At 43.8% G+C, this 18,185-nt stretch carries 16 protein-coding genes; 11 read left to right on the top strand and 5 right to left on the bottom strand.

The window, feature by feature from the left end:
* The first annotated feature begins 67 nt into the window (after positions 1-67).
* From OCK74_RS22055 to OCK74_RS28030, 6 genes are all read left to right on the top strand, one after another.
* Entirely contained in the window at positions 68-2,209 is a 2,142-nt protein-coding gene (locus tag OCK74_RS22055; RefSeq protein ID WP_279299260.1) for a type IA DNA topoisomerase, read from the top strand.
* Between the two features lie 146 nt (positions 2,210-2,355).
* Positions 2,356-3,159 (top strand): hypothetical protein, encoded by an 804-nt coding sequence (locus OCK74_RS22060; protein WP_279299261.1) that lies wholly within the window; start codon positions 2,356-2,358, stop codon positions 3,157-3,159.
* A 77-nt stretch (positions 3,160-3,236) separates the two neighbouring features.
* The gene (locus tag OCK74_RS22065) at positions 3,237-5,048 is read left to right on the top strand and encodes a fumarate reductase/succinate dehydrogenase flavoprotein subunit (protein ID WP_279299262.1); all 1,812 of its coding nucleotides are present in this window, start codon (positions 3,237-3,239) and stop codon (positions 5,046-5,048) included.
* Between the two features lie 99 nt (positions 5,049-5,147).
* Positions 5,148-5,894, top strand: coding sequence for a succinate dehydrogenase/fumarate reductase iron-sulfur subunit (locus OCK74_RS22070; RefSeq protein ID WP_279299263.1), 747 nt, complete (start codon positions 5,148-5,150; stop codon positions 5,892-5,894).
* A gap of 96 nt (positions 5,895-5,990) precedes the next feature.
* Positions 5,991-6,485 carry a hypothetical protein gene (locus tag OCK74_RS22075; RefSeq protein ID WP_279299264.1) on the top strand — a complete coding sequence of 165 codons (495 nt, stop codon included), beginning with the start codon at positions 5,991-5,993 and terminating at the stop codon, positions 6,483-6,485.
* A 64-nt stretch (positions 6,486-6,549) separates the two neighbouring features.
* Positions 6,550-6,726 carry a transposase gene (locus tag OCK74_RS28030; RefSeq protein WP_423803173.1) on the top strand — a complete coding sequence of 59 codons (177 nt, stop codon included), beginning with the start codon at positions 6,550-6,552 and terminating at the stop codon, positions 6,724-6,726.
* A 259-nt stretch (positions 6,727-6,985) separates the two neighbouring features.
* On the opposite strand, the gene OCK74_RS22080 is transcribed toward OCK74_RS28030, so the two are convergent.
* Together OCK74_RS22080 and OCK74_RS22085 are read right to left on the bottom strand one after the other, a co-directional pair.
* Entirely contained in the window at positions 6,986-7,501 is a 516-nt protein-coding gene (locus OCK74_RS22080; RefSeq protein ID WP_279299265.1) for a DUF2231 domain-containing protein, read from the bottom strand.
* A 45-nt stretch (positions 7,502-7,546) separates the two neighbouring features.
* The gene (locus tag OCK74_RS22085; RefSeq protein ID WP_279299266.1) at positions 7,547-7,924 is read right to left on the bottom strand and encodes a hypothetical protein; all 378 of its coding nucleotides are present in this window, start codon (positions 7,922-7,924) and stop codon (positions 7,547-7,549) included.
* Between the two features lie 133 nt (positions 7,925-8,057).
* Between OCK74_RS22085 and OCK74_RS22090 the strand changes: the two genes are divergently transcribed.
* From OCK74_RS22090 to OCK74_RS22110, 5 genes are all read left to right on the top strand, one after another.
* Positions 8,058-9,152 carry a VIT1/CCC1 transporter family protein gene (locus OCK74_RS22090; RefSeq protein ID WP_279299267.1) on the top strand — a complete coding sequence of 365 codons (1,095 nt, stop codon included), beginning with the start codon at positions 8,058-8,060 and terminating at the stop codon, positions 9,150-9,152.
* A 91-nt stretch (positions 9,153-9,243) separates the two neighbouring features.
* The gene (locus tag OCK74_RS22095) at positions 9,244-10,044 is read left to right on the top strand and encodes a sulfite exporter TauE/SafE family protein (protein ID WP_279299268.1); all 801 of its coding nucleotides are present in this window, start codon (positions 9,244-9,246) and stop codon (positions 10,042-10,044) included.
* Between the two features lie 91 nt (positions 10,045-10,135).
* On the top strand, positions 10,136-11,557 hold the full coding sequence (locus tag OCK74_RS22100) for an MBL fold metallo-hydrolase (RefSeq protein ID WP_279299269.1): 1,422 nt from the start codon (positions 10,136-10,138) through the stop codon (positions 11,555-11,557).
* Positions 11,558-11,606: 49 nt separating this feature from the next.
* Positions 11,607-12,191: a YeeE/YedE family protein gene (locus OCK74_RS22105; protein ID WP_279299270.1), complete on the top strand. Its 585-nt coding sequence runs from the start codon at positions 11,607-11,609 to the stop codon at positions 12,189-12,191.
* A 42-nt stretch (positions 12,192-12,233) separates the two neighbouring features.
* A complete protein-coding gene (locus OCK74_RS22110) occupies positions 12,234-12,482 on the top strand; it encodes a hypothetical protein (RefSeq protein WP_279299271.1) in 249 nt (82 codons plus the stop codon).
* A 106-nt stretch (positions 12,483-12,588) separates the two neighbouring features.
* Here the strand turns inward: OCK74_RS22110 and OCK74_RS22115 are convergent, their stop codons facing one another.
* The 3 genes from OCK74_RS22115 to OCK74_RS22125 all read right to left on the bottom strand — a co-directional run bounded on the left by OCK74_RS22115 (position 12,589) and on the right by OCK74_RS22125 (position 18,075).
* A complete protein-coding gene (locus tag OCK74_RS22115; protein ID WP_279299272.1) occupies positions 12,589-13,539 on the bottom strand; it encodes a M20/M25/M40 family metallo-hydrolase in 951 nt (316 codons plus the stop codon).
* Between the two features lie 114 nt (positions 13,540-13,653).
* The gene (locus tag OCK74_RS22120; protein WP_279299273.1) at positions 13,654-15,915 is read right to left on the bottom strand and encodes a family 20 glycosylhydrolase; all 2,262 of its coding nucleotides are present in this window, start codon (positions 15,913-15,915) and stop codon (positions 13,654-13,656) included.
* Positions 15,916-16,161: 246 nt separating this feature from the next.
* Positions 16,162-18,075, bottom strand: coding sequence for an adenylate/guanylate cyclase domain-containing protein (locus OCK74_RS22125; protein WP_279299274.1), 1,914 nt, complete (start codon positions 18,073-18,075; stop codon positions 16,162-16,164).
* Positions 18,076-18,185: the final 110 nt, after the last annotated feature.

Raw genomic sequence — 18,185 nt, forward strand, 5'->3', positions numbered from 1 at the left:
AGATTTCCACATAGCTTTTTCGCCAATTGCAATCAACTTATTTTCGCCTGTCAATATTGAATGAATTATGAAGGTTTGTATTGCTGAAAAACCAAGTGTGGCAAGAGATATTGCGGAAGTATTGGGGGCAAAGCAGCGCAAAGACGGCTATTACGAGGGTGCTGGATACCAGGTCACCTGGACCTTTGGGCATTTCTGTACACTCAAAGAACCGCAAGATTACCAACCGGCATGGAAATTCTGGAGGCTGGAAGATCTGCCCATGATACCCGCCAGCTTCGGCATCAAACTCATCAACAACGATGGGGTAAAAAAACAATTCGGTATCATCGAAAAACTGATCCAGAATTGCGAGGAAGTGATCAACTGCGGTGACGCCGGACAGGAGGGAGAGCTGATCCAACGCTGGGTGCTGCTCAAAGCCAAATGCAACAAACCCGTAAAACGGCTGTGGATATCATCGCTTACCGAAGAAGCCATCCGCGAAGGTTTTCAGAAACTGAAAGACAGTGAACAATACAATAACCTGTATGCAGCGGGTAGCTCCCGCGCCATTGGCGACTGGCTGCTGGGTATGAATGCCACCCGGCTCTTTACCAAAAAATTTGCCCAGTCGAAAGTGGTGCTTTCGATCGGGCGGGTGCAAACGCCCACCCTGGCCATGATCGTACAAAGGCAAAAAGAAATCAATGCCTTTGTATCGGAAGAGTACTGGGAGTTGAAGACCCTGTACCGCGAAACGGAGTTCATTGCTACGATCGACCGCTTACGCAGCCAGGAAAAAGCAAACAAGGGCCTGGCTTACCTGAAAGAACATTTGTTCGAGATCATTGCATTTGAAAAGAAAGATGCCAAAGAGGGTAACCCGCGCCTGTTCGACTTGACGGCCCTGCAGGTGGAAGCCAATAAAAAATATGCTTATTCCGCCGATGAAACGCTGAAGCATATCCAAAACCTGTATGAGAAAAAGCTGGTGACTTATCCCCGTGTGGATACTACTTACCTGCCCGAGGACATGTACCCCAAAATCGAAGGTATTCTGCAAAGCATGGTTTATTATAAAGCGCTAACGGCCCCGGTGTTAGCGCAACCAATCCCAAAACCGAAGACGGTATTCGATGATAAAAAAGTAACGGATCACCATGCCATCATTCCCACCGACATATTGCCTGCGAATTTGTCGACCGAAGAAAAGCGGGTCTACGACCTGGTGGCCCGCCGCTTTATTGCCGCTTTTTACCCCGAATGTAAAGTGGCTAATACCGCCGTGATGGGCAAAGTGGGACAGGTGGTGTTTAAAGCCACGGGCAAGCAGGTGCTGGAAGCCGGCTGGCGCGATGTGTATGCCCACGAGGCCAAAGCCAAAAAAGACAAAGAAGGGGAGGAGGCGGAAAAGATCATGCCGGTATTTGAAGTAGGAGAGCATGGGCCGCACGAACCATGGATCCACCAGGGCAAGACCACACCACCCAAACCTTTTACCGAAGCCAGCCTCCTAAGGGCCATGGAAACAGCCGGTAAACAGGTGGAAGACGAAGAAATGCGCGAACTGTTGAAAGATAATGGCATCGGGCGCCCCTCTACCAGGGCCAATATTATTGAAACCCTTTTCAGCCGTAAATACATTGAGAAGAAAAAGAAAAACCTTTTTGCGACCCAAACGGGTATCGACTTAATTGATACGATCCAAAACGAATTATTGAAAAGTGCAGAGCTAACAGGGATCTGGGAACGCAAACTGCGCATGATTGAAAAAGGAAGTTACGAGCCGGCCTCCTTTAAACAGGAACTGATTGACATGGTAGTGGAGCTTACCAGGGAAGTAAAGATGAGTAGCGCCAAATCGATTAGTATCGCCCCGGAACCCATGGTAAAATCGGCACCTGCCGAAAAAAATGAAATACCCAAAAAGGAGAGCAAACCAAAGACCACTAAAGAACCCTTGTCCATAGAACAGTTGCATTGCCCGAAATGTAAAACGCATTTATTGAAGAAAGGGCATAGCGCCTATGGATGCGCCAATTACCATGCGTGCGGTTTTAAAATACCCTTTGAAATTCTGGGAAAGAAATTAAGTGATAAGCAAATCATTGACTTGCTGAGCAAGGGGAAAACCGGTAAAATAAAAGGATTAAAAATACCGGGCAATGATCAGGAAATCGAAGGAAAGCTGGTAATGGATGAAAGCTTCAATGTTGGGTTGGAGTGAGTGGGCGATGGTACCGGGTATTCTGCTTGGGCGCAAGGTTTTTGCTTCCTTCTTCTCAAACTTTTTCAACCGAAGAGGATATTAACGTCTAATTTTGTAGCAGGTTAGTGGCGCAGGGTTTTCAAGCGGATTCTCAAAGCAATCTTATGGCGGAGACCAACTATGTGGGCCCTTTTTCCCGCTTCGGATCCACCAGCAGAAAAGATGCCTGGTGGGTACAGCCTTTGCTTGTTTTTTTGGTGCTTTCTTCCTTTGTTGTTTATGCTACTTGGGCGGCCTTCCAGGGCAAGCACTACTTTTACGGGCCCTATCTTTCGCCGCTTTACTCACCGGAGCTTTTTGGTGATTCGCCACATAGCTGGTTCGGACCCCGGCCCGATTGGTGGCCCCAGTTCATACCCTGGTCACCGGCCCTGCTAATCCTGTGGGCCCCGGGACTGTTTCGCCTCACCTGCTATTATTACCGGGGCACCTATTATAAGGCCTTCTGGGCCGATCCGCCGTCGTGTACCGTGTCGGAGCCGCGCAAAACTTACCGGGGCGAGCATTCCTTTCCGCTGATCCTGCAGAACATTCATCGCTACTTTTTGTATATCGCTTTTTTCTTTCTTATCTTTCTTTCCTATGATGTGTGGAGAGCCCTGTGGTTCACTGATCCGGTTAGCGGTGAAAAAACCTTTGGCATCGGCATTGGAACCTTGGTTTTGGTGATCAATGTGGTGTTGTTGGGTGGCTATACACTCGGCTGTCATTCCTTGCGCCACCTGGTGGGTGGTATCAGGGATCGGCTTTCTGGGGCTCCCGTACGCAGAACCGCCTACCGCTGTGTCTCCTGCCTGAACCGGCGGCATATGATGTGGGCCTGGATGAGTTTATTGTGGGTGGCCTTTTCGGATGTCTATGTGCGCCTGTGTTCTATGGGGGTATGGACGGATTGGAAAATTATATAAGGGAAGCTGCAAGCTTGTTTGCTCCTGGGTTTATCCCTTACAAAGTATAAAACCTGATTGAAGCTGATATTTGATCAATGCCTTCTTACGATACCCATACCTACGATGTTCTGGTCATTGGCGCCGGTGGTGCCGGTCTTCGGGCAGCCATAGAAGCTTCTGCTCACGGTGTTTCTGTGGGACTGGTGTGTAAGTCACTTCTCGGAAAAGCACACACTGTGATGGCCGAGGGTGGTATTGCCGCAGCCCTGTCCTATGTGGATGACCGTGACAACTGGAAAGTACACTTTGCCGATACGATGCGCGGCGGGCAATACCTCAATAACGGACGCATGGCCGAACTCCACGCCAAAGAGGCTCCCGAACGGGTGCTTGAATTGGAGGCATGGGGCGCTCTGTTCGACCGCACTAAAGACGGACGAATCTTGCAGCGCAACTTCGGTGGACATAAATACCCACGGTTGGTGCACGTAGGTGACCGCACGGGACTGGAAATGATCCGCACCCTGCAAGATCATGGCATTTACCAGGGCATCGCTGTACATATGGAATGTACCATCACGACACTTTTGAAAGAAGAAGGTCGTGTAGTAGGTGCCTTTGGATACGAAAGAGAAAAAGGACGGTTCCTTGTGTTTTTTGCCAAAGCCGTCATCCTGGCTACTGGCGGCATTGGCCGGGCTTACAAGATCACAAGCAACAGTTGGGAATATACTGGAGATGGTCATGCGCTGGCTTTTCATGCCGGGGCCGAACTGATGGACATGGAATTTGTGCAATTCCATCCTACGGGGATGATCTGGCCGCCCAGTGTCCGGGGTATCCTGGTCACGGAAGGTGTTCGAGGCGAGGGCGGCATCCTGCTCAATAACCAGGGCCGGCGTTTTATGTTTGATGATATTCCTGCCTTGTACGTCAACCAGACCGCTGATAATGAAGAAGAAGGCTGGCGCTATACACAGGGTGACAAAAATGCAAGACGGCCACCGGAGCTGCTCACCCGCGACCATGTGGCGCGGTGTATTGTCCGCGAGATCAAAGAAGGAAGGGGCACTGCCCATGGTGGCGTGCTGCTGGATATTTCCTGGATCAAAAAAAAGCTTCCGCACGCCGAAGACCATATCCGGAAAAAATTGCCAGGTATGTATCACCAGTTTCTGAAGCTGGCGGATATTGACATTACCCGACAACCCATGGAAGTGGGGCCAACCACTCATTACATCATGGGCGGGATCCGAGTGGATGCCGACACCCAAATGGCCACGGTACCCGGGCTGTTTGCCGCCGGCGAATGTGCCGCAGGATTGCATGGAGCCAACCGCCTCGGTGGCAATTCCCTTTCCGACTTGTTGGTGTTTGGAAAGCGGGCTGGGGAGTATGCCGCCCAATTTGCCAAAGAAAACAAAAGCGTTACCATAAGCGGGGAACACCTCGATCAATATTCCCGAGAGGCTCTGCGTTATTTTGAAACGGAGGGGGCTGACAACTCCTTCCAAGTTCAAGCTGATCTGCAGGACATGATGCAGGACCTGGTGGGTATCGTACGTAATGAGGCCGACATGCTGCGGGCTGTGGAAGAACTAAAAAAGTTAAAGGAAAGGGCTGCCAACGTGCGGGTCACAGGCAACCGCGAATTCAACCCGGGCTGGCATACGGCGCTGGACCTGCAAAACCTCCTCACCGTATCGGAAGCCGTCACGCTGGCGGCCCTGGAGCGGAAAGAAAGTTTGGGGGCGCATTTCCGGGAAGACTACCCGGATAGGGACGAAAAAAGCGGTAAATTTAATATCGTGATCAGGAAGAGTGAAGAGGGTTGGATGGAGCTCAGGCAGGAGGCGCTTCCGGAACTACCTGCTGAATTGCAACACATCATAAATGAGATGAAATGAGCCTTAAAAATTTTCGAACAAATTCATACCAATAGCGATGAATCCCGCCTATGGTGGGATCATGTGGCCAAAAAACAATAAAAATTAACACATAAAATTATGCCCTCAGCAACCTTTCAGGTACAAAGGGGGGGCGCCGGTGGGGGAAGGCTGGAAACTTATACCACCGAAGTCGCCGAAGGCATGGTGGTGCTGGATGCCGTGCTGCAGATACAGGCCGAACAGGCGCCTGATCTGGCCGTGCGGTGGAATTGCAAAGCAGGCCGTTGTGGTTCCTGCTCAGCCGAAATCAATGGAATGCCCAAACTCATGTGCATGACCCGGCTCAGCGATCTCCCCCCCGGCAAGCCCATACTGCTGCAACCCATGAAAGCCTTTCCCCTGATCAAAGACTTGGTGACCGATGTGTCCTGGAATTTCCGGGTAAAGAAAATGATCAAAAAATTCAAACCCCGGCCACCCGACGCCGCCGACGGTACCTGGCGCATGGCGCAGGAAGATGTGGACCGGGTGCAGGAGTTCCGCAAATGCATCGAATGTTTTTTATGCCAGGACGTATGCCATGTGCTCCGCGAACACCACCTCTTCGAGGAGTTTATTGGTCCCCGCTTTTTTGTGCATGTGGCTTCTTTGGAAATGCATCCTCTCGACGTAGAGGACCGCAGGGAGGAATTAAAAAAAGCGGATGGCATCGGCTACTGTAACATCACCAAGTGCTGCACCCAGGTTTGCCCGGAAGACATCCATATTACCGACAATGCCATCATTCCACTCAAGGAAAGGGTGGTGGATAAATTTTATGACCCTCTGAAACGGTTGTTTGGGAGATGGCGAGGCAAGAAATAAGGGGTATTATGGCAGATGTACGATTTAGATTTTAGACTGGCGCTTGTACCTCCAATCACCATTCACACTAATTATTCACGTTCTAAAACATGCTATATGTTGCAACTCAAAAAGATTTCAAAGGAAAGCATACCGGCTGCGCTGGAAAAAGCAGAACGGTACCGGTTTCTCAATGAACCTGCGCTGGCAGAAAGCATTTGCTCCGACATCCTGGAAGCAGACCCGCAGAATACTCGTGCTGTGGTCATCATGCTCTTAGCTATAACGGATCAATTTGGTTCTTCTTCGGAAGGTCTGAGTCAGGCCAAACAGTTGCTGCCCCGGCTATCCAATGTATATGAGCGTTATTACTACGAGGGCATCATTTGCGAACGGAAAGGAAAAACGGCTTTCGACAAAAACGTTCCTGATGCCGGCTTCACTGCCTTTGAATGGCTCCGTGATGCAATGGACTGTTATGAGAAAGCAGAAGCTGTCCGCCCGACAGGTAACGATGATGCCATCCTGCGCTGGAATACTTGCGCCCGCCTGATCATGCGTCATCATCTGGAGCCAAGAACGGCCGATTTTGTAGAAACCCAGTTGGAATGATGAAGAGAGCACTGTCTGGCCGGGATCTTCGCTTTAGAAGCATCCGATCAACAATCAGGTTTCCGTGTTTTGTACAACCGATACAGCAGCCTATATAATCGCTTATACGGACAATTTTCAAAAGTTTTCCAACAGCCGGCTGTTAAGTTGCTATGCAGGGGTTGCGCTTTTTGAGCATAGTATTGGCACCAATATCCGAGGTAAAAGCAGAGTAAGCGATTATGCCAATAAAAAAAGCTAAACAACATAACAAAGAACTCAAAGAGGATTATCAAAGAAGAGTAGCAGAAGGAAAAAGTTAGATGAGTACACTAAATTCCCGGATCGCCCATTCTCGAACCTCTCCATTGCTTCACCGGAAAACCTTACGATTGAATCTTTAGCATATAGCAAGCTCCGGCCAATTATTATCAGCGCTGTTGCATAAAGGCAGGCTTGTAATGCAAGCCTGCCTTTATGCAATTTCAGATATTGGGTATGTATTAGCTTTAGTTCAATAGCTAATCATTATCTTTTGTTTGTTCACTCATATCTGTCGCCTGGTTTGATCTATTACCAATACTATTTTGTGCTGTAGATCCACTCCTGATCTCGGTATGTCTAATTTGTCCGCCTAAATGTGCTGTTTGCGCTAACAAGCCACCTGATGAAAATGCCAAAAGCAAAACAACACCTTTTATGATCTTGGCAACTGCACTCCTCTTAAATAAGAAAAGCCCAATGAATGCTCCTAAACCTGCAACTGCCATACTAATCATGGCCATTTTAGCAATTTCTTCATGCCTTTCAATGATGGTTTCTGAAACGCCAGGAAGCCGTTCCACTAGTTCTTCAGTACCCTCACCACTCAAATACACCGGTATGGCTGCCAATCCGGCTATGAATAAAATAAAATAGGCGGTCTTAACAAGAGCGTTATTTTTTTTAATAAGGGAAACAATTAATATAACAAGTCCTGTCAATGATAAGATCACAGGCACATGTGTTAACGCTAAATGAATTTGTGCGCTATTCATAAACTAAAATTTTAGGTTTGTAAATTCTGATAGAAAGCAAAATAGTTAGCTTATGAAATCCTGAGGAGGGTGAAAAATGCTGTGAAAAATCTGGGGTAAATGGTGTAATTCATTCAGTAAGTAATATTTATTCAATACACTTTTAAATGACCTTTGGGGAAGTGCAGTTGAAGAAACAATTGCAATAATGGGCGGTTGTGATATAGACGAAAGAAATGGAAGCTTGCTGTCTTCTTTTTGGTCCTGATCCTGGTGACTCCTTGAATAATGATCTTTTAAAAAACCAATGAATGATAAAGCGTTATTCTGTTGGTGGTGCTTACTATAATGTTCAAACAGGAAAGGCAGCTTCAATAGTTGTCCCAGTTCCGTTTGGGTTACAGAAAAAATGAAAAGTAAACATATGGTTAATGCCTTTATCATATGTGGTTACGTTCAATTTACGACACCGGCTGTTGCTTTTGTATGATTTCGATCTTTTTGCGGTTAAATATTTGTAAAAGTCAATGTATCTTACTGGTCACCTGACTGTACTGCAATAATTAACTCTTATGAAATGAAAAATAACAATATTCAAACCGAAGTAGATGCCGCTTATCTCTATCAAAAGCTAGCAGAGCATGAAACAGATGACACAATTGCCAATGTATTCCGGCAAATGAGCGACATTGAAAAAGGCCATGCTTTAGCTCTTGCCAGGAAAAGCAATATAAATAGTGAGCAATTATTGCAGCCTTCCTGGAGGGCAAAAACGTTGAACATCATTGGGAAAATATTTGGGTATGATTATGTTTTGGGTGTACTAATGGAGACTGAGAAAAGTATTTCCAATGCAATGATCGCCACAAAGAAAAGGAACCATCAGTCCATCTCTGGTACAGAAACCACCCATGTAAGCATTCTCCGGTCCATTCTTGAAAAAGAGGGAAAGGTGAGCGGAGCGCAAATCTCCAAATTTGAGAAGAGGCACCGTTCTGTTGGTGGCAATGCCATTAGGGCTGCTGTTTTAGGCGGTAATGATGGGTTGGTTTCCAATTTTTCTTTGATCATGGGCGTTGCCGGCGCTACAGCAGGGCAGCAAGGTGTTTTGTTGGCGGGCATTGCGGGGATGCTGGCCGGTGCCTTGTCTATGGCCTTGGGTGAATGGATATCGGTAAAAAGTTCACAGGAATTATATGAAAACCAGATGCAGATCGAAATGGAGGAAATTGAAACTGATCCCGAAGGAGAGCTGAAAGAATTAGCTTTGATTTACATAGCCAAGGGCCTTCCTGAGCAACAGGCCTACAGGATGGCCGCAGATCAAATGAAAGATAAGCAGCTTGCTCATGAAGTTTTGGTGCGAGAAGAGCTAGGCATTAACCCGGAAGAACTCAAGGGGTCTGCCCTAGAAGCAGCTGTTTACTCTTTCATCTTATTTTCCATAGGTGCTGTCATTCCTGTCTTACCATTTATGTTTACAGGCGGTATGAAGGCGGTGTTGATCAGTGTTGTTTTAAGTGCTTCAGGACTTTTTTTAATTGGGGCTGCAATCACCTTGTTTACAGGCAGAAGGGTTCTTTATTCAGGTCTAAGACAAGTGCTTTTTGGCATATCAGCAGCAGCTATCACCTTTTGCATTGGTAAACTGATTGGAGTTTCTATTTCATGATCATTCGCGCAGCAGAGAATAAGATTACTGGCGTGACCCAAGTCACGATTCTTTTTCTTGCTTCCATTGATATTTGCAAAAACGAAAATCAATGGAGCGTTTTGGATATGTTGCATCAGCTTTGGTAGGTATTTCATTAGGTCTTATTGGCGGAGGAGGTTCTATACTTACTGTTCCGGTAATGGTTTACCTTTTTGGTCTGCACCCCCTGCTAGCTACTTCTTATTCGCTGTTTATAGTAGGTTCTACCAGCCTTGTAGGTGCAATCAACAATTATCGTAAGGGTTTAGTCAATATCAGGGCAGCACTTTATTTTGGTGCAGCTTCCATCATTACTGTTTTTATTACCCGTAAGTTTCTCATTCCCCTCATTCCCAAAAATATAGTTACCATTGGCGGCTTTACCATTACAGAATCGCTGCTTACCATGGTGCTCTTTGCAGTTTTGATGCTGCTGGCATCAGTGAACATGATAAAGGATCGCCGAGAAAAAGCTCCGGAAAAAGAGTGCATGGACTGTGTCAGATTCTTCAAACTGGTTGGTTATGGTGTATTGATTGGTCTGATTACCGGGCTTTTGGGAGCCGGTGGCGGCTTTTTACTGATTCCTGCCCTGGTCTTTCTGATTAAAATGCCTATGAAAAGGGCTGTAGGTACCTCACTGCTCATTATAGCATTGAATTCTTTAATGGGTTTTGCTGGTGACATTGGTCACTTTCAAATCAACTGGTCCTTTTTGATCTTTATTAGTTTGATTGCTATAGCCGGCATCTTTGTCGGAGGTCTTCTGAGTAAAAAAATACCTGGTGAAAAGTTGAAAAAGGGTTTTGGATGGTTTGTGCTCATCATGGGTATATACATCATCGTTAAGGAAGTATTTCTAAAAAGTTAACGTCTATCAATATAGTAAATGTCGTGACTCATATCACGAAATAAGGCGGACACAATCATCAATTTTGCACAACGAAAAACAAACGATAAATATGAAAATAGAGCAGATATATACAGGTTGTTTAGCACAAGGTGCTAACTATATTGAGAGTGAAGGTGAAGCGGTAGTCATTGATCCGCTCAGAGAAGTGGAGCCTTATCTTCAGAAAGCTGAAAACAACAATGCAAAAATCAAGTATGTTTTCGAAACGCACTTTCATGCAGATTTTGTATCCGGCCACGTAGACCTTTCAAAGAAAACTGGCGCTCCGATTATATATGGACCAAATGCCAATCCAAGCTTTAAAGCTCATATAGCAGCAGACGGAGAAGAATTCAAGGTAGGTAAAATAACGTTTAAGGTATTGCATACCCCTGGTCACACTATGGAAAGCACCTGTTATTTATTTAAAGACGAAAGTGGAAAGGAAGTGGCTTTGTTCTCTGGTGATACCTTATTCATCGGTGATGTAGGCTGGCCTGACTTGGCCCAGAAAGCAGCCCACATGACAAAGGAAGAATTAGCAGGTACTTTATTCGATTCTTTGAGGTTTAAGGTTATGACTTTGCCGGATGAAATTGTCGTTTACCCGGCTCATGGTGCAGGCAGTGCCTGTGGCAAGAACATAAGTAAGGAAACTACCGATACCCTGGGGCATCAGAAACAAACCAACTATGCTCTACGGGCCAATATGACCAGGGAAGAATTCATCAAGGAAGTTACCACTGGGTTAACACCGCCTCCATTATATTTCCCACTGAACGTCATGCTTAACAAGCAAGGTTATGAAAGCATAGACGAAGTGATGAAGAGGGGGCAGCATGCACTTGATCCGGATGAATTTGAAGCTGCAGCCAATGAAACTGATGCTATTCTATTAGATACCAGAAATCCTCAAAGCTTTGCCAGGGGCTATATTCCTAACTCTATCAATATTGGTATTGATGGGAACTTCGCCCCTTGGGTAGGTGCTCTGATTCCCGATATCAAGCAACAGATCCTGATTGTGGCAGATGAAGGCAGGGAAGGGGAAGTAATCACACGTCTGGCTAGAGTAGGGTACGATTATACCATAGGGTATTTGAATGGTGGAATCAAAGCATGGAAAGCCGCTGGAAAAGAAATAGACACCATTCAGTCGGTTTCAGCAGAGGAATTGGCTCATCGTATACTGGGAGAGCCTGTTCATATTCTGGATGTGAGAAAAGAGGGCGAGTACATCAGTGAACATGTAGACGGAGCAGAAAATGCACCTTTGGATTACATCAATGAAATCATGGTACAACTCGATAAGGATAAAACTTATTTCGTGCATTGTGCTGGTGGGTACAGGTCCATGATCTTCACTTCAATTTTAAAAGCAAGGGGTTTTGAAAACTTAATTGATGTGCAGGGAGGATTTAAAGCTATCAAAGAATCTGGGCAGTTGTCCGTTACAGATTATATATGTCCTACTAAACTCAATAAAAAATAAATAGTAGCGTGACAAGTATCACGAACCCTCTTCTCTTCAGTGGTCACCTTTGCATTCAAAATTAAAAACAATGATTGAGCTATTGAAACAACCCTGGCCATGGTATGTCGCGGGAGCTTTTGTAGGCTTGACAGTGCCGGCCTTATTAATATTAGGCAACAAGCACTTTGGCATTTCAGCTAATCTTCGGCATGCCTGTGCAGCCTGCCTGCCTGCAAACATCAAATTCTTTAAATACGACTGGAAAAAGGAAATATGGAACTTCTTTTTCGTAGGCGGTATCCTGCTTGGTGCATTTCTTGCCACTCAGTTCTTATCCAGTCCTGATCCAATACAGGTAAGTCCAAAACTTGTAGAAGAACTTAAAGGTTATGGCATCAATGATTACAGTCAGATGATTCCGTCCCAGATTTTCAGCTTTGAAAGCCTGTTTTCCCTCAGAGGCTCGGTGCTTTTAATTGGAGGTGGTTTACTGGTAGGTTTTGGCTCCCGGTATGCAGGTGGCTGCACCAGTGGTCATTCTATAATGGGACTAAGCGATCTGCAAAAACCTTCCCTCATTGCAACCCTCAGTTTTATGGTGGGCGGTTTTATTATGGCTAACCTGCTTTTACCTTTTATAATGAAACTATAACTCTGGAACTATAACATTTAATATCATAAAAATACTAATGTAATGATTGACACTTCTCATCAACATAAAGCTCATCAACCCATAGCATTGGAACAACTTCCTGATATTGACTACGAAGTGCGTGCTCAGGATACTATATGTGTCAATGAATCTCATTTACAACACAAATGGTATCATAACATCAAATACGCTATAATTAAGTGCTGTTGCAGGTACTTGGGTATATGGCTACTTCAGAGAAAGACTGCCGCATTAATGAACTTATCAGGTGTTGTTGCCGGGAGGGGTTAGTACAGCCTTCCGAACTTCTTCAAACAGCTGGCCAGCTTTGAACTTTTACGCAAACGCCTCCTGCTGGATTCCCCACTTTCGGCAAGCCGCAAACCGTTCACTTCAATTAATTTTGTTTTATAAACGTAATTGGACGATCAACTGTTGCCATGTAAAAGATTGCGCTGTAAATATAGTCACATACCCTTTTTTCACCCTTTATGTTAATTAATGCTGCCACGTCTTCGGGTGTATGATATTGCGGATGCCCACCGGTATGCAATCCTAACACCGAAATATTCTTTTTATAGAAAGACACATGATCAGAGCCTCCCACCTCTCCCGCATGTACCACCGGGTTTAAATTAAATTGAGGGCCCAAATTTTTCATCAACTCCATACCTCCATCAAATGTTCCGGCACCACCCATATAAATTTGATTTTCCCCATTCAAGCGGCCTACCATATCCATATTGATCATCAGTTTGATTTTTTCTAAAGGAACCGGAGGATGATTGGTAACATATTTAGAACCTAAAAGTCCCTGTTCTTCGGCACCAAAAGATATAATGAGAATACTGCGCTTTAATTGCTTTCTGTTGGCGCTTAACTTTTCAGCAATCTCAAGCAAGGCTGCAGTGCCACTGGCATTATCATCGGCGCCATGATGAATGGCTATGGTATCCTTCTTGGAAGAAGGTCCGCCCATGCCCAAATGATCATTGTGGGCACCAACAACAATGTATTCTTCTTTTAATTTGGAATCAGCCCCTTCAATTAATCCGATCACATTCCATGTTTTTACAATCGGTGTATCGGTTGCTCCCTTAGGAACTTTAAGTTTGGCTTCAAAAGGTTGAAGATAAGTTCCTTTTATAGTGGCCAAACCGGCATTTTTAAATTGTTTGGAGATGTATTTAACCACTTTCCAATTTCCCTTCGTTCCCGGAAAGCGACCTTTGTTTTTATCAGAGGCCAAAAAATCAATATGATCTTTTATTTCTTTTTCTGTAATTTCTGTCTGGGCAAACAGAGGTTTAACAAAGAGTATAAAAGCCAGGCAAATCAAAATTCTCATGCCGCGAAAATAGTAAACAGTAATTAGTAAACTGTTAATAGTAGATAAAAACCATAAGCAGTAATTATTCATTTCAAGTATCAAATCTTACTAAACCCTATAGATATCTAGGAGCTAATTTCTTAACCATCTTCCTGGGATGTCTTGAGCTTCGGTGTTTCCCTTACCATATTTTAACTCGAGTTTGAAGCCGCCACCTCCTTCTATGAAAGCAAGCCTGAGGGGATACTGGCCTTTTTGCAAAGCCACTTGTCCTGTTTTTTGAATGGCAGAATGAAGTCCATCATTATTCACTACTTCTTTGTCACCTATGTAAAGTATACCTCCATCATCACAGGTCAGGTAAAAACTATAGATGCCTGTTTCCGGTATTTGGATATATCCTTCATACTGAAGTCCGAAGGAAGGAGCCGTGATTGAAGAGGGTACAATGAAATCTTTTGATACAAAAATGCTATCAGGATCTTGCCCATCTAATAGAGTGGCCGATTTAAAGTATTTTTTATAATATGAAGTTTTTAATCCCTCTTTATTCGTTTGTACAACTACTGGTTTTGCAAACGTTTCTTTTCTGTATTGGATGGTATAAATTTCCCCTCTTACGCCTTGCTCATTAAATGCGGCCATTTTTATTGTCAGAGGCTTTGTGATTGTATATCGCCCGGGTAAAACCGGAGATGTAGCAGCTGGTATACTGCCATCAAGTGTATAGCGGACATTTAGTGTAGGCAGCTCTTTTTGAACCTGTAAAATGGCTTTATCTGTAAAGACATTTTGTTGTGTAAAGCCGGTAAGGTCTGGCTGGCGGTAATTTATTTTTAAAGCATCCAGGCGAGGGTAATGTTTGATGAGTCTTCCGCGATAGGACGTATAATCGAGTTGTTTGCTCCATAAACGTTCGGCAAGAGCTGTCATTCTCGGCATGTACATAAAATCAGCTCTTTTTTCAGAAGGAATGTATTCTGTCCAAATGTTGGCCTGTGCACCCATGATGAACTTTGCTTCGTTTGCGTTCAAGGCAGCAGGTACGACATTAAAGCTGTAAATATTTTTCAGGGAATGAATATCTGGTGGATAATCAAAATATAAAGGATTGCCTGGTGTCATGATCACATAATTGCCGCTCTTTGCTGCTTTTACCGGTGCCTCAGGAACCCAGCTTTGCCAATACATTACATAAGCCGTTTTGCTAACACCACCTTCCAAGATTTCATCCCAGCCAATGAGCTTTTTCCCTTTTGAATGGAAAAATTTTTCCATACGTTTTACGAAATAGCTTTGCAAATCTTCCGGACTTTTCAGGCCCTCCTTTTCCATCAACTCTTTGCATGCCTGCGCATTCATCCAGGTTTTTCTGTCCACTTCATCTGCTCCCAGGTGCACATATTCAGAAGGGAAGAGTTCAAAAATTTCATTGAAAACGTCTTCCGCAAATGCAAAGGTGCTTTCCTTGCATGGGCAAATTGGTGTAGAAAACAGTGCTCCCCATTGACTGCCACCTTCACAGGATAGATTGGGATAAGCATATATGGCGGCCATCATATGTCCAGGCATATCTATTTCAGGAATAATATCGATATGCCTGGATGTTGCATAAGCTACCAGCTCTTTGATTTGCTCCTGTTTATAAAATCCTCCATACAATGTTTTGCCATTCTTGTGTATGATATGCATCGTATCAATTGCCATATCAGGATTTTCTTTTGCCAATTTCATACATGCCGAATCCTGATTATTGAATGTTCGCCATGCACCCTCTTCGGTTAATTTTGGATATTTTTTGATCTCAATCCGCCAACCCTGGTCATCAGTAAGATGCAGGTGGAGTTTGTTCATCTTATATAAGGCCATAACATCCATGAACTTTTTCAGATAGTCGATGGAGAAGAAATGTCTTGATACATCCAAATGCATTCCACGCCAGTGATATACCGGTTCATCCTGAATTTCCAATGTCGGTAAACTAATTGCTTTTTTGGTTGTGTTATTTGTTTCAACATTATAGGGCAGTAATTGTCTTATCGTTTGCAAGGCACGGTATATGCCAGTATTTGTTTTCGCAGTAATGAGGATGGTTTCTGGTTTTATAGAAAGATAATAACCTTCTTCATTTGATAAATTGTTGTCTTGTTGCAGGTTGATGGTACCCTTAGCCTGGAGCTTGGTTTCTTTTATGGAGTAGCCGCTTGCATTTCGCAATAATTCCTTTAGAAAGCTTACTTCTCTTTCGAAGATGTTATCGGCGTTTATTTGTGTATGTTCATTAATTATGAAAGAGCCTTTACCTGGTTTGAGATATGATGGATAAGGTATGATTGGATAATCAGTTATTTGCTGAGCTGTGCTATTTGTTACAACAAATACGGAACAAATCATTAGCAATAAAAGCATTAATGTTCTCATGGTAAAAGCCTATGGTTGGCGTGCAAGTTATTGATTTGATGTCTATGCTGGGCAGAAAGCCTGCAACTCCTAACTTCTAACCCCTAACTGTTTACTCCCGACTCCATTTCTCCCGGCGAGCCAGCTCAGCACAAAGCTAAAAAATCCGGTTAACTCCAACAGGGTGTGGTTGTGACAATTGTAGAGGTACCTACATGGAATTCTACTTTTCATTTTTAATCAAATAGATGCGAAAGAACCCTCTATAAAAAACATATCAATTTCTCCTTTATTCTTTGCCAGTATTTTTCCTCTGTGAACACATTTGAATTTGTCTTTTACTAATTCATAAGTACTACCACTAATGTTTATCTTTCCGGCTTCTGAATTTTGTTCCATTCGCGCAGCAACATTCACGGTATCACCCCAGATATCGTAAGCATATTTTTTTACGCCTACTATTCCGGCAACTACGGGTCCGGTGTGAATTCCAATGCGCATTTCAAATGGAATTTCACCTTTCGATTCCTTTTCTTTTTTACGCTCCAGCATAAAGTTGCGTATTTCAATGGCTGCACTTACCATATCGGTGGCATGTGTGAAACTGGAAATAGGCAGTCCACTTGCACAGATGTAAGCATCGCCGACAGTTTTAATCTTCTCAATCTTGTATTTCTGTACCATTTTGTCAAAAGCGCTGAAACAATAATCCAGTTCAGCTACTAATAATTCCGCGCTTATATTTTGACTTACACGGGTAAAGTCTTTAAAATCGGTGAACATAACCGTTACCATGCTGAAGGTTTTTGGCATGGAACGCCCGTTCAGTTTTATTTCATTCGCCACTTCATGCGGAAGGATATTGAGCAGCAATTCATCGCTGCGCTTTTTCTCCTTCTTTATTTTGTTGCGCTGGCCCAGGAACAACATTGCAAAGAGCAGAACAACGGCAAAGCCACCTACAAAGCCGTTTCGTAGCAGCTTTTGTCTCTGCAGCTCTTTTTTTGTCACGGCCTGCTCTGCTCTTGACTGAGTTTCTTTTTTGTCAAACTCGTACTGCATTTTCTGCTGTACTATTTTCTCAGTGTTTTCTTTGTTGGCAATACTGTCGCGATATACAATGTACATCTTGTAATACGCATAGGCATCTTTATAATTACCTAAGGCGCTGTCAGCAGCGGCAAGGCTCAGGTAAGAATCCTGTATCGTAGTTTTAATTCCGATCTCTTTTGCAAGTTGCAGGCCCTTCATCAACCATTCCATTGCTTCGCGTGCTTTACCGTCTTCCAAGTGTGCAGTTCCGATATTGGTGTATGAAACGGCAATACCTTCTTTATCACCAATTTCCTCTTGTATATTTAATGCGGCAAAATAATTTTTCAATGCCTCGACATATTTCTGCTGGTTTTTGTAAACTACTCCGATGTGGTTGTAAGCTAAAGCGACTTCGTTTTTATCTCCAAGCTCTTCATACATTTTCTTGGCTTCAAAATAATTTTTCAGTGCCTCAGCATAATTGCCTCGTTCGAAATAGATAATTCCAATGTTAAGAAATGAACCGGCAATGCCTCTTTTGTCTCCGTTCGCTTCGCGAATTTTTTTCGCAGCAACATGATTTTTCAACGCTTCGTCATAATTGCCCATATCGGTATATATAAGCGCAATGTTGTTATATACGCTGCCAATTGCTCTTTTATCACCGGCTTCCTCAAATGCTTTCAGCCCGGTAAAATAATTTTTCAATGCCTCCGGATAATTACTCATTTCATAATGATTAATCCCAATGTTGACATAAATTTTTGCCGTTGTTAATTTGTCGGTGCTGAAGGCAAGTGCTTTTGATAAGTATAACTGCGACTGGTCATAGCTTCCCAAGTTATTATATGCCTGGCCTAACCTTAAATATGCTGAGGCAGTGCCCCTGGTATAATTCAATTTTTCGGAAAGATCTTTTGCCAGGGTGGCATAGTAGATAGTTGTGTCGGTATTGCTGTACAATAATTCATAAGAGAGGGCATTCAGAATATTTACTTTATTGGTATCCTCGCCAGCAGTTTTTAAAATTACCTGGAGAGAATCAATAGTATTGTTCTGCGCTGCAGAGATATGCTGCAATGCAAGCACCAAACTAAAAAGAAGAATACTTTTTTTCATATTCAGAATTACTGGATAAGGAAATACAAGATGGTTTAACAGGGACGGAGTCTTGAAGGTTGTGGAAATTAAGATAGGAAAATTCTATAATATTTGCAAAATGGAACTTA

The sequence above is a fragment of the Paraflavisolibacter caeni genome (assembly GCF_025628885.1).
GTDB classification, from domain to species: domain Bacteria; phylum Bacteroidota; class Bacteroidia; order Chitinophagales; family Chitinophagaceae; genus Flavisolibacter; species Flavisolibacter caeni.

Excerpts from the sequence above, each read along its gene's own strand:
- OCK74_RS22060 (WP_279299261.1), top strand. The coding sequence starts at position 2,356 with ATGGCGGAGACCAACTATGTGGGCCCTTTTTCCCGCTTCGGATCCACC.
- OCK74_RS22115 (WP_279299272.1), bottom strand. The coding sequence starts at position 13,539 with ATGAGAATTTTGATTTGCCTGGCTTTTATACTCTTTGTTAAACCTCTG.
- OCK74_RS22075 (WP_279299264.1), top strand. The coding sequence starts at position 5,991 with ATGTTGCAACTCAAAAAGATTTCAAAGGAAAGCATACCGGCTGCGCTG.
- OCK74_RS22090 (WP_279299267.1), top strand. The coding sequence starts at position 8,058 with ATGAAAAATAACAATATTCAAACCGAAGTAGATGCCGCTTATCTCTAT.
- OCK74_RS22125 (WP_279299274.1), bottom strand. The coding sequence starts at position 18,075 with ATGAAAAAAAGTATTCTTCTTTTTAGTTTGGTGCTTGCATTGCAGCAT.
- OCK74_RS22100 (WP_279299269.1), top strand. The coding sequence starts at position 10,136 with ATGAAAATAGAGCAGATATATACAGGTTGTTTAGCACAAGGTGCTAAC.
- OCK74_RS22070 (WP_279299263.1), top strand. The coding sequence starts at position 5,148 with ATGCCCTCAGCAACCTTTCAGGTACAAAGGGGGGGCGCCGGTGGGGGA.
- OCK74_RS22120 (WP_279299273.1), bottom strand. The coding sequence starts at position 15,915 with ATGATTTGTTCCGTATTTGTTGTAACAAATAGCACAGCTCAGCAAATA.
- OCK74_RS22095 (WP_279299268.1), top strand. The coding sequence starts at position 9,244 with ATGGAGCGTTTTGGATATGTTGCATCAGCTTTGGTAGGTATTTCATTA.
- OCK74_RS22110 (WP_279299271.1), top strand. The coding sequence starts at position 12,234 with ATGATTGACACTTCTCATCAACATAAAGCTCATCAACCCATAGCATTG.
- OCK74_RS22055 (WP_279299260.1), top strand. The coding sequence starts at position 68 with ATGAAGGTTTGTATTGCTGAAAAACCAAGTGTGGCAAGAGATATTGCG.
- OCK74_RS22065 (WP_279299262.1), top strand. The coding sequence starts at position 3,237 with ATGCCTTCTTACGATACCCATACCTACGATGTTCTGGTCATTGGCGCC.
- OCK74_RS22085 (WP_279299266.1), bottom strand. The coding sequence starts at position 7,924 with ATGATAAAGGCATTAACCATATGTTTACTTTTCATTTTTTCTGTAACC.
- OCK74_RS22080 (WP_279299265.1), bottom strand. The coding sequence starts at position 7,501 with ATGAATAGCGCACAAATTCATTTAGCGTTAACACATGTGCCTGTGATC.